Consider the following 15107-nt stretch of genomic DNA (forward strand, 5'->3'; position numbering starts at 1 on the left):
GCCGGGCTGGCCGTCACGCCGAAACAGCGGGGGTGCGGCGCGCGGCGCCCATCCGGCAGGCGATCTGCAGCGCCTGCCAGGTCGCGCCGACGTCGGCGGTGCCGCGGCCCGCGATGTCGTACGCGGTGCCGTGCGCGGGCGTCGTGATCGGCACGGGCAGCCCGCCCTGCACGGTCACGCCGCGCGAGAAGCCGAGCAGCTTGATCGCGATCTGCCCCTGGTCGTGGTACATCGTGACGATCGCCTGGTAGTCGCCGGCCTGCGCCTTCAGGAAGATCGTGTCGGCGGGGAACGGGCCGTGGAACGGCGCGTCGGTCGGCCAGTCGCGCGCCTGCAGCTTGCGCACCGCCGGCTCGATGATGTCGACTTCCTCGCGGCCGCAGCTGCCGCCGTCGCCGCCGTGCGGGTTGAACGCGGCGATCGCCACCTTCGGCGCCGCGACGCCGTTCGCGAGCAGCGACCGGTAGATGAGTTCCGATGCCTGTTCGATCCGCTCGATGCTCAGGCAGCCGGCCGCGTCCTTCAGCGGGATGTGCGACGAGATACGCGCCGTCCACAGTTCGCCGAGCGTGTTGAATTCGCAGAAGTAGCCGGTCACGCCGAGCGCTTTGGCGAAGTGGTGCAGCTCGTCGTCGTGGCGCAGCCCGCCGAGCTTCATCGCGTACTTGTTCAGCGGCGCGAAGCAGATCGCGTCGATGTCGCCGGCCAGCGCCGCGTCGAGGCACTGGTCGAGCACGGCGAGCGTCGAGCGGCCGCCGGCCGCGCCGGGCTGGCCGGCCGTGACCTGCGCGGGATCGATCGTGTCGACTTCGACGAACGCGGCGCGCGCGGCCGACGGCCGGCCGCGCACGGCGGCCAGCGACGCCACGGGCTCGACGTCGACGGTGACGCCCGCGACGCGCTGGCCGGCTTCCCACAGCCAGCGATCGCCGATCAGCACGAGATTCGCGCGGGCGGTGGCGTCGGGGCGGGCGAGCAGTTTCGCGATCAGTTCGGCGCCGATGCCGGCGGGGTCGCCGAGCGTCAGCGCGACGACGGGCAGGGTGGCGGCGGTCGAGGAGGTGTTCATGCGGTGTCTCCGGTGGCGGCGCGTGGCCGTTCGTGTATGGGGTTCATGCTAGGTAGACGGAATGAGTCGGTAAATTGAAAACTCTTGATGAATCGATAACCTGGAGTAATCAAAGATGGGCTCGATCGACCGACGAGACTCGACCCCGCAGTTGCTGAACCGGCTGCGCATGCGCCAGATCGCGTTGCTGCTGGCCGTCGACGAATGCTCGACGCTGCGCGCGGCCGCCGAGCAGATGGGCCTCACCCAGCCGGCCGCGACGAAGATGCTGGCGGAACTGGAGAGCGCGCTCGGCCAGCGGCTGTTCGATCGCGTCGGGCGCGGGCTTGTGCTGAACCCGGCCGGCGAGCGCGTGCTCGGCTATTTCCGCGGGATTCGCGGCAGCGTGGAAGCGTTGAATCGCGAGCTCGGCGAGCTGCAGCTCGGCAGTGCCGGGCGGCTCGCGATCGGCAGCATCATGGCCGCGTCGCCGGGGCGGCTCACCGAGGCGCTGGTGCAGTTGAAGGCGCGTTATCCGCTGCTCGCGATCGACATCGCGGTCGATACGAGCGACCGGCTGATGCCGCAACTGCGCGAAGGCGTGCTCGAAGTGGTGATCGGGCGCAATGTCGGCACGGATTGCGATTTCCGCGTGGTCGACGACGAGGCGCTCGCGATCATCGCGGGCCGCGACCATCCGCTGGCAAGCGCGGGGCCGGTGGCGTTCGATGCGCTGCTCGATTACGCGTGGATCGTGCAGCCGGCCGGCAGCCCGGCGCGTGAAGTCGTCGAACGCGAATTTCGCGCGCACCACCGGCCGATGCCGCGCGGGCTCGTCGAAACGGGGTCGATCCTGACGACGATGAACCTCGTCGACCGCTCGTCGATGCTCGGCGTGATTCCGCTGACGGTTGCGCAGCGCAACGCGGAGCACGGGCTCGTCGCGATCGTCGATTACACGCTCGAGCTGAAACTGCCGTCGTACGGCAGCATCGTGCGGCGCGACCGGCCGCTGAGCGCGCCCGCGCAGCAGTTTCTCGCGCTGTTTCATCACGACGGAGCCGAGGATGACGGCGACGCGTAATGGCGCGGTTTGCCAGCCGAGGCGGCCGAGCCAGCCGCGTCGGCCGCGCTGGCCGAACCAGCCGCGCTGGCCGAATCGGCCGACCAGGCCGAATCAGCCGAGCAGGCCGAGCCAGCCGAGCCAGCCGAGCCAGCCGAGCCAGCCGAGCCAGCCGAGCCAGCCGAGCCAGCCGAGCCAGCCGAGCCAGCCGAGCCAGCCGAGCCAGCCGAGCCAGCCGAGCCAGCCGAGCCAGCCGAGCCAGCCGAGCCAGCCGAGCCAACCGAGCCAACCGAGCCAACCGAGCCAACCGAGCCAACCGAGCCAACCGAGCCAACCGAGCCAACCGAGCCAACCGAACCAACCGAGCCAACCGAGTCAACCGAGTCAACCGAGTCAACCGAGTCAACCGAACCAGCCGAACCAGCCGAACCAGCCGAACCAGCCGAACCAGCCGAACCAGCCGAGCCGGTAATACGCCCGCATCGCGGAACGCGATGAAACGTGATGGCGCCGCGTGATGGCGCCGCCGGCGAGACGGGGGAGGCAGGCGAACCCGAAGCGAAAGGCTTCAGCGCGCCGACGGCGCGGCGGGCGCGTCGGCGAGCGACGGCATCGATTCGGACAGCGTGCGATCGGGGCGAATCCGCAGCGCGGCGACGATACCGATCAGCAGCATCGCGACCGAGCCGATGAACGGCACCGTCCAGCTGCCGGTGCGGTCGACGAGATAGCCGAACAGGATCGGCGACAGGATCCCCGAGATCGCGGAGCCGGCGTTCATCATCCCGCTCGCGATGCCGGCGTGGGTCGGCGCGATGTCGCTCGGCACGGCCCAGATCGGCCCGATCGTCAGTTCGAGGCACAGGAACGACCCGGACAGGCACAGTGCGACGCCGGCCGTCGAGTGGACGAACGCGAGCGGCAGCAGGCAGATCAGCGCACCGGCGAAGCTCGTGACGATCACGCTCTGGCGCGACAGCGCGAGGTTGCCGGTCTTCCGGTAGATGCGGTCGCAGAGCCAGCCGCCGAGTGTGTCGCCGACGACGCCCGCGAAGAACACGCCGGACGCGAACAGCGCGGTCGATTTCAGGTTCAGGCCCTGGCCGTTGAGGAAGAACGTCGGCAGCCACGTGAAGAACAGCCACGCGGTCCAGCCGTAGCAGAAGTAGACGAAGATGGTCGGCGCCATCCGGCGGAACAGCGGCCCCCACGGCGTCGGGCCGGACGGGGCGGCAGGGCGGGCGGTGCGCGCGCGGCCGTCGTCGTCGCCGAGCGGGTGCTCGCGGAAACCGACGATCCACCATGCGAGCCATACCACCGTGACCGCCCCGATCACGAAGAACGCCGCGCGCCACGACAGCCACGTCATCAGCGCGGCGACGATCGGCGGCGTGACCGCGTTGCCGAGCCGCGAGAACGAATGCGTGAAGCCCTGCACGACGCCGCGCCGCTCGCGCGGAAACCAGTGCGTGATCGCGCGGGCCTGGGCCGGCAGCGTCGCGCCTTCGCCGATGCCGAGCAGCAGGCGTGCGGCAAACAGCAGCCCGAGGCTGTGCACGAGCCCGGTCGTGAAGGTGGAGACGATCCAGATCAACCCGCAGCCGATCAGCGTGATGCGGGCGCCGAACCGGTCGGCGATCCAGCCGCCGCCGATCTGGCAGATTGCATACGAATACGCGAACGCGGAGAATGCGACGCCAAGTTCGGTATTCGACAGGCCGAGTTCGGCCTTGATCGCACCGGCCGCGGTCGCGAGGTTGACGCGGTCGACGTAGAGAATGAACGAAAGCGCACACAGCAGCCACAGCGTGTGGCGCCGTTGACGGTGATCGTTATGCATGTGTCTCACTCCATTTTCGTGCGCGGCGTTGCAATGACGCGGCGTTCACGGGCGAAGCCAGCATCGCGCGGCGGCGGAGACACTGTCTAATGAATCTTTGGGATCAATCGATAACCGCAGGTATTCATTCCTGTTTCAGCCACGCCGGAACCACAGACGCAACGCAACACCACGGGTGAAGAATTGACCGACAACGACGAACTTTCGCTCCGCCGGGAGAGCCGCTTCTGGCAGCTCGCGCCGGTGAGATGGTGGATCCGCGGGCACGGCAGCGACGGCTATTCGTTCCGTCTGCTGCTGCACCCGCTCGTGCTCGTGTGCGTGCTCGAATTCGTCTGCATGATGTTCGAAGCGCTGTACACCAGCATCGCCGTCAGCGCGGTCGCGACGCTGTTCCTCGGCTTTGCCGGGTTCTACGGCGCGCAGCGCGAATGGCTGATGACGTCCGTGACCGCGCGCGCGCTCGTGAAGGCGCGCATGAAGAAGGCGGCCGAGCGGTTCTCGTCGCTCGGCGTCGGCGCGACCGTGCTCGCCATCTTCGTTGCCGCGACGTCGCTGTCGCTCGTGATGTCGGGCCAGCCGGTGCTGGACAGCGTGTCGAAGGATGCCGTGTCGATCTTCATCGCGCTGGTGTTCCTGCCGGTGTACGTATCCGGTGCGGTGCGCAAGCTGGCGATCGCGCGGATCGAGGAACTGGAGGCGCTGCGTCACGCGACCGTCGGCACGCGGCTGAAATTCGACCGGGCCGGCGCCGTGCGCGCGGTGGTCGTGCAGGGCGCGGCCGGAAAAGGGACGGTATCCGTGATGGAGTACACGGTGCTCGGGTTCAGCCCGCCGCTCGAACAGGTCGGGCGTGAACCGCGCGCGTGAAGGTGTAAAGGTTTAAAGGTGTAAGGGTGCGCGTTACGCCGGGAACCGTTCGCTGTCGGGCGCCGGCGCGAGGTTGTCGGGCCACTGCACCTCGAACCGCGTGCCGCCCGCGCCGGTCGGTGCGCAGAGGGCTTCGCCGTGATGCGCGTGCGCGATCGCCGCGACGACGGCGAGCCCGAGGCCGGTGCCGCCGGGTTGCGTATCGTCGACGCGCCGGAACGCCTGAAACACGTGCGGTGCGAAATCGGCCGGGATGCCGGGGCCGTCGTCCTCGACGCGCAGCCGGCACATGCCGTTTTCGATGCGCGTCTGGATCCGGATCGCGCCGGGCACCGCATGGCGGCGCGCATTCTCCAGCAGCGCCAGTAAAGCCTGGCGGATGCGGACCGGGTCGCAGCGCATGCGCCGCGGGTCGAGATCGAGTTCCGGATGCTGGCCGGCGGCCTGCAGCGCGTGCGTGAACACGTCGACCACGGCGCGCACGTCGGCAGCGAGATCGGTGTCGCGGATCTCGATGCTGAGGTGGCCGCTGTCGGCGAGGCTGACCACGCGCAGATCTTCGATCAGCCGCGTCAAGCCTTCGACCTGCGTGAGCAGGCTGCGGTACAGCGCTTCGCTCGGCGTGAACACGCCCTCGGCGAGCCCCTGCAGCCGCCCGCGCAAGACGGTGACGGGCGTGCGCAGTTCATGGGCGATCGCCGCGTTCCAGAACGTCTGTTCGTCGGTCACGCGCTGCAGTTCGCTCGCGAGCGCGTTGAAGTTGTCGGCGAGCAGCGCCGCTTCGTGCAGCGAACGGTCGCCGGCGACGGCGCGTGCGGCGAGATCGCCGCGCGCGACGCGGCGGATGCTGTCCGTCACCGAGTTCAGCGGCACGAGGATGCGGCGCGACAGGTTGACCGCGACGATGATCGCGATCAGCAGGCCGACCAGCGTGGTCGAGATGATCCACACCCACTCCGGCCCGCTCGGGAGCCAGCTCTGCGGCTTGAAGTACTCGGGCGAGTACTTGTACAGCAGGTAGTAGAACGCGTAGGCCGTCACGACGATCAGCACCGTGATGCCGAAGGCGATCGCGCCCATCGTCAGCGCGATCTGGCGGCTCAGGCCGTCGAGTTTCAATCGCCGCTCCACAGTTTGTAGCCGACGCCGCGCACGCTGGCGGGCACGCCTTGCACGCCGAGGTCGTCCAGTTTCTTGCGCAGCTTGCTGACGTGGCTGTCCACGGTGCGCTCCAGCGCGTCGCCTTCCGGCAGGCAGGTGGCCATCAGCTCGGCGCGGCTGAACACGCGGCGCGGCGCACGCGCAAGCTGCGCGAGCAGCTTGAATTCGGTGAGCGTCAGCACGAGCGTGTGGCGTTCGCTGCCGACTTCGACCGTCGCTTCGTGGTGCTCGAGATCGATCTCGAACGGCGCAGCACGCAGCACGCGCTGTTCTTCCTGGCGCGAGCCGGCCATCGACCGGCGCAGCACGGCCTGTGCGCGCGCGACGACTTCGGCCGGGTTGAACGGCTTGACCACGTAGTCGTCGGCGCCGATGCGCAACCCGGTCAGCTTGTCGATGTCCTGGTCGAGCGCGGTCAGCATGATGACCGGCGTGTCGCCGCGATGGCGGATTTCGGCGAGCACTTTCCAGCCGTCGACGTGCGGCATCTGCACGTCGAGCAGTACGAGGTCCGGCTTCAGCGACAGGTGGAGTTCGAGCGCGCGGCGGCCGTCGGCCGCGTGCACGGTGCGCAGGCCGTTGCGCGCGAAGTACGCGATCAGGATCTCGGCGATCTCGGGTTCGTCCTCGGCGATGAGGACGAGCGCTTGCGCGCCCTGGCCGGCGCCGGGAGATGAAGAAAATTCGGGCATGGCCACTCGTTCAGATCCATCGGGGTTCCATCGAATCGCCATACTACCGTACGACCCGTTCCATCGAACGAAGGCGGGCGCAGCGCGTTCACGAACGGCATCGCGATGATCCTGCCGCTCGACCTGCCGGGCGTGTCGCGCGGCAAGCCGCTCGACAAGATCGGCCAGCGTTCGCTGCCGCAGGGCGAGATCTATTTCGACAACGTGAAGGTGCCGAAGCGCTTCGCGGTCGCGCTGAAGGACGACTATCTCGGCAACCTCGCATCGACATGGTCGTATGCGGGCACGCACATGTGCCAGGTGTTCGTCGGTGCCGCACGCGCCGCGTTCGAACTGGCGCTCGCCTACTGCCACGAGCGCAAACAGGGCGGCGCGCTGCTGATGGATCACCAGATGACGCACCTGCGCATCGGCGAGATGCTGCGCCGGCTCGAGATGGCGCGTGCGATCGCGCGCCGCAGCCTCGCGTTCTCGCGGATGTCGCCGCAGAGCCATCCGTATGCGACCGCGCAGGCGAAGGTGAGCGTGACCGAGGAAGCGATGAAGATCACGCACGAGGCGTTCCAGCTGTTCGGCGGCAATGGCACCACGCGCGAATTCCCGATCGAGAAGCTGTTCCGCGACGTGCGCTCGGCGTTGATCGAGGATGGCGAGAACACCATTCTCACGTCGCGCCTCGGCGTGCTGGCCGGGCAGCTTTATCAGAACGGGTGGGCGCGCGAGTAAGCGGCACCGGGCGCCCTGCGGTCGCGCCCCGGCAGAACGCCGCCCGGGGCGCGGCACGCACCGTCAGTGCCCGACTTCCTTGCAGTGCGGAATGCCGGCAAGGACACCGTGGCCGCCGGGAATGAACACGGCGATATACGGCGAATCGGCGCCGAGATCTGGTCGAGCACGTCGTTCAGCGTGCTCGTCGCAGCGCCGGCGTATCTCGCCCGCCACGGTCGCCGCGCCCGCCGAGCAGGCCGCCGCGTCGTCGGCCGCGTCGCCGCGTGCGGCGAAGAAAGCCGACCGCGCGGCCGACCGCGCGGTCGCGAAGAAGGTGCGCCAGGCGATCGTGAAGGCGCCCGGCATCGGCAATGCGCAGCCCACCGTGTTCGCGAAGGTGAAGACGGGCGACGTGACGCTGGCCGGGCCGATCACCGACGAATCGCAGGACCGGGGCGCGGTGGACGCGGCCCGTCAGGTGCCGGGCGTGACGTCGGTGAAGAGCAAACTCCAGCTGCGGCTGGAGGGCGGCCAGTAACGGGTTGCGTGTGCCGCCCCCTGGCAACGATGGCGGCACCATGACGACCCGGGGCCCGGGGGCACGATCGCGTCGTCGTGCGTCAGAGGTGCCCCAGCAGCACCAGCACGACGACGATGACGACGATCAGCCCGACCGAGCCCGATGGCCAGTAGCCCCAGCTTCGGCTGTGCGGCCATGAAGGAAATGCGCCGATCAGCAGCAAAATCAGGATGACGATGAGGATCGTACCGAGCATTGCACCCTCCCGGAATGGGTTGACGTGACGGTGCGTGATGCCGCAATCCGCGTGCCCGCGGGCATTGGGCCCGGCTGGGAATGGCGCGGAGCGGGCGTGAATTCATGTGGTGAATACCTGATGATTCAGAAAATAAATTTCAAAAATGCTTCCCTGCTGGCTATGCTGAATCCTTCACTCAGGCGGGCATGCGATGGCTGAACTCTTTCTGGTACGGCACGGGCAGGCATCATTCGGCACCGACGACTACGACCGGATTTCCCCGGGCGGCGAGCAGCAGGGTGTCTGGCTCGGCGAATACTTCGCGTGGCAGCGCCTTGAATTCGACCGCGTGATCTGCGGCACGATGAACCGCCATGCGCAGACGGTCGACGCGATTCTGCGCGGAATGGGCCGCGAAGGCGTGCCGGTCGACCGTCACCCCGGCCTGAACGAATACGACTTCCACGGGTTGTTCGCGGCGGCCGCCCACGACTATCCGGAGATCGCACGGCTTGCCGCCGGCTCGATGAAGGAGCACTTCCGTGCGCTCCGGCAGGTGCTGCAGCTGTGGACCGAGGACAAGCTCGACGCCGCCCCCGAAACCTGGTCGCATTTCCAGCAGCGCGTGGGCGACGCCCGCGCCGCGATCCGCCACGGCGGCGGCCAGCGCGTGCTCGCGGTGAGTTCCGGCGGCCCGATCGCGGTCACCGTTCAGCAGGTGCTCGCGGCGCCGCCGTCGAGCGCGATCGCGCTGAACCTGCAGATCCGCAACAGCAGTCTTTCGCAGTTTTTCTTCAACGCCGATGCGTTCCACCTCGCGTCGTTCAACGGCATCCCGCATCTGGAGGATCCCGAACGGCACGCGCTGCGAACCTACGGCTGACCCACGAACGATCGCGACGATGACGAACCCTTCCCAGCAACTCGACGTAGCCCGCCTCACGCACTATCTGGAAACGCACGTGCCGGGCTTCGAAGGCCCGGTCGACACGGAGAAGTTTGCCGGCGGCCAGTCGAATCCGACTTTCCTGCTGAACGCGAAGAGCGGCCGCTACGTGCTGCGCCGCCAGCCGCCGGGCGAACTGCTGAAATCCGCGCACGCGGTCGACCGCGAATTCCGCGTGCTGAGCGCGCTGTCCGGCACCGCGGTGCCGGTCGCGCGCCCGTATCACCTGTGCGAAGACCGCGACGTGATCGGCAGCCTGTTCTACGTGATGAGCTTCGAGGACGGCCGGATCTTCTGGGATCCCGCGCTGCCGGAACTGCCGAAGGCCGATCGCGCGACGTGCTACGACGCGCTGCTGCAGACGATGGCCGCGCTGCACGACGTCGATGTCGATGCGGTGGGACTCGCCGACTACGGCCGCCCCGGCAACTACTTCGAGCGCCAGATCGGCGTGTGGACGAAGCAGTATCGCGCGGCGGAAACCGGACGCCTCGACGCGATGGAGACGCTGATCGACTGGCTGCCGAAAGCCTGCCCCGAGGATACGGGCCGGCCGGCGCTGGTGCACGGCGATTTCCGGATCGACAACCTGATGTTCGCGCGCGACGGCTATCGCGTGCAGGCCGTGCTCGACTGGGAACTGTCGACGCTCGGCAACCCGCTCGCCGATCTCGCGTACTTCTGCATGTGCCTGCGGCTGCCGTCCGGCGGGCAGGTGCGCGGGCTCGCGGGCCAGGATCGCGCGGCGCTCGGCATCCCGGACGAAGCGGCGATCGTCGCGCGCTATTGCGAACTGCGCGGCATCGAGCCGATCCGCGACTGGCACTTCTACCTTGCATTCAGTTTCTTCCGGCTCGCCGCGATCGCGCAGGGCGTGAAAGCGCGCGCGCTGCAGGGCAACGCATCGAGCGAGCAGGCGCTGCGCGTCGGCGAGATGGCCGGCCGGCTGGCCGAACTGGCCGTCGGCGTGATCGACGCGCATCGCTGATATCGCCTGGGTCGCCGGGCGGCGACTCGACAATCCAATCAATGGAGGAGCACAGCAACATGGCAACGAATCTGTTCGACCTGACGGGCAAGATTGCCCTGGTGACGGGCGCGAGCCGCGGCATCGGCGAGGAAATCGCGAAGCTGCTCGCGGAGCAGGGCGCGCACGTGATCGTATCGAGCCGCAAGCTCGACGACTGCCAGGCGGTGGCCGATGCGATCGTCGCGGCGGGCGGCCGCGCCGAGGCGCTGGCGTGCCACGTCGGGCGTCTGGAGGACATCGCCGCGACGTTCGAGCATATCCGCGGCAAGCACGGCCGCCTCGACATCCTCGTGAACAACGCGGCCGCGAACCCGTATTTCGGGCACATCCTCGATACCGATCTCGCCGCGTACGACAAGACCGTCGACGTGAACATCCGCGGCTACTTCTTCATGTCGGTCGAGGCCGGCAAGCTGATGAAGGAACACGGCGGCGGCGCGATCGTCAACACGGCGTCGGTGAACGCGCTGCAACCGGGCGACCGGCAGGGCATCTACTCGATCACGAAGGCGGCCGTCGTCAACATGACGAAGGCGTTCGCGAAGGAGTGCGGGCCGCTCGGCATTCGCGTGAACGCGCTGCTGCCGGGGCTCACGAAAACGAAGTTCGCGGGCGCGCTGTTCGCCGACAAGGACATCTACGAGACATGGAAGGCGAAGATCCCGCTGAAGCGCCATGCGGAGCCGCGCGAAATGGCCGGCACCGTGCTGTATCTCGTGTCGGACGCGGCGAGCTATACGAACGGCGAATGCATCGTCGTCGACGGCGGCCTGACGATCTGAGCGCGCGATGAAAATCGACAGCTACGCCGGGCAGGCCGTGATGATCACCGGCGCCGCCAGCGGCTTCGGCGCGCTGCTCGCGAGCGAACTGGCCGCGATGGGCGCACGGCTCGCGCTCGGCGACCTGAACGGCGAAGCGCTCGAACGCGTGGCCGCGCCGCTGCGCGCGGCCGGCGCCGACGTGATCGCGCAGCGCTGCGACGTGCGCGTCGAGGCTGAGGTGGCGGCGCTGGTGCACGCGGCGGCCGAGCGCTTCGGACGGCTCGACGTCGGCATCAACAACGCGGGCATCGCGCCGCCGATGAAGGCGCTGATCGATACCGACGAAGCGGATCTCGACCTGAGCTTCGCGGTGAACGCGAAGGGCGTGTTCTTCGGGATGAAGCACCAGATCCGCCAGATGCTCGCGCAACGCGAAGGCGTGATCCTGAACGTCGCGTCGATGGCCGGGCTCGGCGGCGCGCCGAAGCTCGCCGCGTATGCGGCGTCGAAACATGCGGTGGTCGGGCTCACGAAGACGGCCGCGCTGGAATACGCGCGCCACGGCATCCGCGTGAACGCGGTGTGCCCGTTCTACAGCACGACGCCGATGGTCACCGACAGCGATATCGGCGACCGCCAGGACTTTCTCGCGCAGGGCTCGCCGATGAAGCGGCTCGGCCGCCCCGACGAAATCGTCGCGACGATGCTGACGCTGTGCGCGAAGGAAAACACTTATCTGACCGGGCAGGCCGTCGCCGTCGACGGCGGTGTCTCGGCCTTCTGACCGAACGGAAGACGGAATCTCGAGGAGTCGATCATGGAATTTGGCTACACCCCGAAAGTGGAAGCATTGCGCGAACGCGTGCGCGCATTCATGGACGCGCACATCGTGCCGCGCATCCGCCAGTGGAACGAGGAAGTGCATGCGGGCCAGTACCCGGTGTCGTTCATGGAGGAACTGAAGGCGCGCGCGAAGGCGGAAGGGCTGTGGAACCTGTTCCTGCCGCACCTGAAGGACGACGAGCCCGGCACGGGCCTGACGAACCTCGAATACGCGCCGCTCGCCGAGATCATGGGGCGCGTGGGCTGGGCGTCGGAAGTGTTCAACTGCAACGCGCCGGACACCGGCAACATGGAGCTGCTGCACATGTTCGCCACGCCCGAGCAGCGTGAACAGTGGCTGCTGCCGCTGCTGCGCGGCGAGATCCGCTCGGCGTTCGCGATGACGGAGCCCGACGTCGCGTCGTCGGATGCGACGAACATCACGACGCGCATCGAGCGCATGGGCGACGAATACGTGATCAACGGCCGCAAGTGGTTCATCACGAACGCCGCGCATCCGAACTGCAAGATCTTCATCGTGATGGGCAAGACCGATCCCGATGCCGAGTCGCACCAGCAGCAGAGCATGATCCTCGTGCCGCGCGATACGCCGGGCGTGACGGTCGTGCGCAACATCACGGTCGTCAATCACTACGCGCCGGAAGGGCACTGCGAGATCACGTTCGACAACGTGCGCGTGCCGGCGCGCAACCTGCTCGGCGAGGAAGGCAGCGGTTTCGCGCTCGCGCAGGCGCGCCTCGGGCCGGGCCGCATCCACCACTGCATGCGTTCGATCGGTGCGGCCGAGCTGGCGCTGGAGTTGATGGTCGACCGCGCGCAGTCGCGCGTCGCGTTCGGCAAGCCGCTGAACCGTCACGGCACCGTCGGCGAATGGATCGCGCGTTCGCGCATCGAGATCGACCAGGCGCGCCTGCTGGTGCTGAAGGCCGCGTGGATGATCGACAAGGTCGGCGCGAAGGCCGCGCGCAAGGAAATCTCGATGATCAAGGCGCTCGTGCCGACCGTCTATACCGATGTGTGCGACCGCGCGATGCAGGTGTTCGGCGCGGCGGGGTTGAGCCCCGATACGCCGCTCGCCGACCTGTGGACGTGGGGCCGCGCGCTGCGCTTCGCCGACGGTCCGGACGAGGTGCACCTGCAGGCGATCGCGCGGATGGAGATCAAGGACGGCGAGCCCGGTTCGACCGCGCCGTACCTGACGCCGCCGCTGCGCGGCTGACCGGCCGGTCTTCGCCTGGCGAACATGGACGAACGGGAGGCGCGCGCCGTAAGATGCCGGCAAGGAGATCCGGCGATGCGCCTTGCGAAGATTGATCTGAACCTGTTCGTCGTATTCGAGGCGATCTACAACAAGCGCAACCTGACGCGCGCGGCCGAGGTGCTGAACCTCACGCAGCCGGCCGTCAGCAACGCGCTGGCGCGGCTGCGCAAGTCGCTGAACGATCCGCTGTTCGTCAGCACGCCGGCCGGGATGATGCCGACCCCGATGGCCGAGAACATCGTCGGCCGCGTGCGCGAGGCGCTGCAACTGCTCGATTCGAGCGCGCACGAAGGCGACGTGTTCGATCCGGCGTCGTCCGAGCGCGTGTTCCGGCTCAGCATGAGCGACCTGACCGAAGCGCTGCTGCTGCCGGCGCTCGGCGAACTGCTGCAGACGCATGCGCCCGGCATGCACGTGCGCAGCTACACGATGGACCGCCGCGAAGTCGCGACCGCGCTCGCGAACGGCTCGGTCGACATCGCGATCGACGCGCCGCTGATCGGCGATCCGCATCTGCACCAGGCCTTGCTCGTGCGGGACCGCTACGCGTGCATGATCCGCGACGATCACCCGTTCAAGGGCAACACGCTCACCATGGACGACTACCTGTCGATGGGGCACATCCACGTGTCGAGCCGCCGCAAGGGCAGCGGGCACGTCGACGCCGAGCTGACGCGGCTCGGGCTGCGCCGCAATATCCAGATGCGCGTGCAGCATTACATGGTCGCGCCGCTGATCGCAATGCGCGGCGATCTCGCGCTGACGGCGCCGCTGCGGCTGCTGCAGCGCTATCCGGCGCGGATTCTCGAACTGCCGTTCGAGATGCCGGGGCTCGACTACTTCTGCTACTGGCATCGCAGCGCCGATCAGGATCAGGGCAGTCGATGGTTGCGCGAGCAACTGATGACGCTGATGGGCGGGATCGGCGAGGCGGCGTGACGCGCACGCGGCGGCCGTCGGCTACGGCGACGTGAGCTGCACTGCACGCCGGGTGGGGATGTCGTGATGAAGCGAATGCCGGCCGCCCCCGCGACGGCCGCGCATCAACGACGCGCATGCGCGACCGCTTCGACCGCATCGCGAAACCGCTTCAGCGCAGGCAGGCCGGCCATCGTCGCGAGGTGGATCAGTGCGATTTCGCCCACCGGCATCACCGGAACCCCCCCGACCCTACGGATCACGCCCATGCGCGCATAGTGCAGTACGGCCGACTGCGGCGCGACGGTCAGCGCGCCGAGCGCATCGGCCATCTGCAGGTTCGTGTGAAACGACATCGATTCGACGAGCGGGCGCGGCGGCATCAGGCCGTTATCGACGAACAGCGCGTCGAACGCGCGGCGGGTGTCGGTGCCGGCATGCGGGATGATCCAGTCTTCGCGCTGCAACTGTTCCGTCGAGATGCGTCGCGCATCGGCGAACGGATGCGCGAGCGGGCACGCGATTGCCAGCGGTTCTTCGTACACGGGCAGGATCGTCACGTCGAGCCCGTCGAGCTTCGATAGCGCTTCCGCGTCGGGGCGGCTGATGATGCAGTCGATCCGTCCGGTCGACAGCGCGTCCAGCAGCCCGGAGACGTTCGATTCCATCACCGTGAGCCGCGGCGCGGGCGCGTCGCGTGTCAGGTGCCGCATGATCTGCGGCAACAGCGCGACGCTGACCACGGGCAGCATGCCGATGCGCAGCAGCGGCCGGCCTTCGTCGTTGCCGTCGCCGGCCAGTGCGACGTCGAATTGCGCGAGTGCGATCCGCAGGCGCTGTAGGACGGCTTCGCCGTCGGCGGTCAGCCGCCCGCCGCGCGCGCCGCGCGTCACGAGCATCATGCCGAACACCGCTTCCATTTCCTGCAGCATCTTCGTGATCGCCGGCTGCGACAAGTGCAGCGTGCGGGCGGCCGCGGCGAGCGAGCCGCCGTCCGCGACCAGTTCGAGCATACGCAAGTGCCGCAGCCGCAGAAAATTGCCCGCATTGCGGCGCCCGGAAATCAGGTCGGGATTCATATTTTCGGAAGGCTGGTTCATGAATCTTCAATTTTCATGAAAGCGCAACCTGCCCACAATAGCGACTCGACCTAATGGAGAGAGACATGTACGACTGGTGGAGACAAGCGGGGGACCGGCACCGGC

At 68.1% G+C, this 15107-nt stretch carries 16 protein-coding genes and 1 pseudogene; 11 read left to right on the top strand and 6 right to left on the bottom strand.

Features of this window, described 5'->3' with window-relative positions:
* Positions 1-13 precede the first annotated feature (13 nt).
* Complete coding sequence (locus OHZ10_RS19345) at positions 14-1069, bottom strand: 4-hydroxythreonine-4-phosphate dehydrogenase PdxA (protein ID WP_059238063.1); 1056 nt, start codon at positions 1067-1069, stop codon at positions 14-16.
* A gap of 115 nt (positions 1070-1184) precedes the next feature.
* Between OHZ10_RS19345 and OHZ10_RS19350 the strand changes: the two genes are divergently transcribed.
* Together OHZ10_RS19350 and OHZ10_RS19355 are read left to right on the top strand one after the other, a co-directional pair.
* Entirely contained in the window at positions 1185-2132 is a 948-nt protein-coding gene (locus OHZ10_RS19350) for a LysR family transcriptional regulator (RefSeq protein ID WP_059238061.1), read from the top strand.
* Entirely contained in the window at positions 2116-2583 is a 468-nt protein-coding gene (locus tag OHZ10_RS19355) for a hypothetical protein (RefSeq protein ID WP_342705568.1), read from the top strand. Before OHZ10_RS19350 ends, OHZ10_RS19355 begins: the two co-directional genes overlap by 17 nt.
* A gap of 96 nt (positions 2584-2679) precedes the next feature.
* Here the strand turns inward: OHZ10_RS19355 and OHZ10_RS19360 are convergent, their stop codons facing one another.
* Positions 2680-3951, bottom strand: a complete 1272-nt coding sequence (locus OHZ10_RS19360) for an MFS transporter (protein WP_174994009.1) — start codon at positions 3949-3951, stop codon at positions 2680-2682.
* 183 nt (positions 3952-4134) lie between these two features.
* On the opposite strand from OHZ10_RS19360, the gene OHZ10_RS19365 reads away from it, so the two are divergent.
* The gene (locus tag OHZ10_RS19365) at positions 4135-4821 is read left to right on the top strand and encodes a hypothetical protein (RefSeq protein ID WP_174994010.1); all 687 of its coding nucleotides are present in this window, start codon (positions 4135-4137) and stop codon (positions 4819-4821) included.
* A gap of 33 nt (positions 4822-4854) precedes the next feature.
* Here OHZ10_RS19365 and OHZ10_RS19370 read toward each other — a convergent pair whose 3' ends face one another.
* A complete protein-coding gene (locus OHZ10_RS19370; RefSeq protein ID WP_059238053.1) occupies positions 4855-5940 on the bottom strand; it encodes an ATP-binding protein in 1086 nt (361 codons plus the stop codon).
* Positions 5937-6674, bottom strand: coding sequence for a response regulator (locus tag OHZ10_RS19375; protein WP_059238052.1), 738 nt, complete (start codon positions 6672-6674; stop codon positions 5937-5939). Before OHZ10_RS19375 ends, OHZ10_RS19370 begins: the two co-directional genes overlap by 4 nt.
* A 69-nt stretch (positions 6675-6743) precedes the next feature.
* Here OHZ10_RS19375 and OHZ10_RS19380 point away from each other — a divergent pair.
* Both OHZ10_RS19380 and OHZ10_RS19385 read left to right on the top strand, forming a co-directional pair.
* Positions 6744-7400: pseudogene (locus OHZ10_RS19380) on the top strand (acyl-CoA dehydrogenase family protein); the annotation flags it as partial.
* Positions 7401-7521: 121 nt separating this feature from the next.
* A complete protein-coding gene (locus OHZ10_RS19385) occupies positions 7522-7920 on the top strand; it encodes a BON domain-containing protein (protein ID WP_342705569.1) in 399 nt (132 codons plus the stop codon).
* Positions 7921-8002: 82 nt separating this feature from the next.
* On the opposite strand, the gene OHZ10_RS19390 is transcribed toward OHZ10_RS19385, so the two are convergent.
* On the bottom strand, positions 8003-8158 hold the full coding sequence (locus OHZ10_RS19390) for a DUF3309 family protein (protein WP_081051964.1): 156 nt from the start codon (positions 8156-8158) through the stop codon (positions 8003-8005).
* 193 nt (positions 8159-8351) lie between these two features.
* On the opposite strand from OHZ10_RS19390, the gene OHZ10_RS19395 reads away from it, so the two are divergent.
* The 6 genes from OHZ10_RS19395 to OHZ10_RS19420 all read left to right on the top strand — a co-directional run bounded on the left by OHZ10_RS19395 (position 8352) and on the right by OHZ10_RS19420 (position 13923).
* Complete coding sequence (locus OHZ10_RS19395; protein WP_342705570.1) at positions 8352-9023, top strand: histidine phosphatase family protein; 672 nt, start codon at positions 8352-8354, stop codon at positions 9021-9023.
* Between the two features lie 19 nt (positions 9024-9042).
* The gene (locus OHZ10_RS19400) at positions 9043-10074 is read left to right on the top strand and encodes a phosphotransferase (protein WP_174992553.1); all 1032 of its coding nucleotides are present in this window, start codon (positions 9043-9045) and stop codon (positions 10072-10074) included.
* Between the two features lie 59 nt (positions 10075-10133).
* Entirely contained in the window at positions 10134-10898 is a 765-nt protein-coding gene (locus tag OHZ10_RS19405) for an SDR family oxidoreductase (protein WP_059240854.1), read from the top strand.
* A 7-nt stretch (positions 10899-10905) separates the two neighbouring features.
* Positions 10906-11664, top strand: a complete 759-nt coding sequence (locus tag OHZ10_RS19410; protein WP_059238008.1) for an SDR family NAD(P)-dependent oxidoreductase — start codon at positions 10906-10908, stop codon at positions 11662-11664.
* A gap of 33 nt (positions 11665-11697) precedes the next feature.
* The gene (locus OHZ10_RS19415; RefSeq protein WP_342705572.1) at positions 11698-12942 is read left to right on the top strand and encodes an acyl-CoA dehydrogenase family protein; all 1245 of its coding nucleotides are present in this window, start codon (positions 11698-11700) and stop codon (positions 12940-12942) included.
* Positions 12943-13017: 75 nt separating this feature from the next.
* On the top strand, positions 13018-13923 hold the full coding sequence (locus OHZ10_RS19420) for a LysR family transcriptional regulator (RefSeq protein ID WP_342705573.1): 906 nt from the start codon (positions 13018-13020) through the stop codon (positions 13921-13923).
* Positions 13924-14027: 104 nt separating this feature from the next.
* Here the strand turns inward: OHZ10_RS19420 and OHZ10_RS19425 are convergent, their stop codons facing one another.
* On the bottom strand, positions 14028-15002 hold the full coding sequence (locus OHZ10_RS19425) for a LysR substrate-binding domain-containing protein (protein ID WP_340625493.1): 975 nt from the start codon (positions 15000-15002) through the stop codon (positions 14028-14030).
* Positions 15003-15107: the final 105 nt, after the last annotated feature.

It is taken from the genome of Burkholderia arboris, assembly GCF_038723655.1.
Taxonomy (GTDB): Bacteria; Pseudomonadota; Gammaproteobacteria; order Burkholderiales; family Burkholderiaceae; genus Burkholderia; species Burkholderia arboris.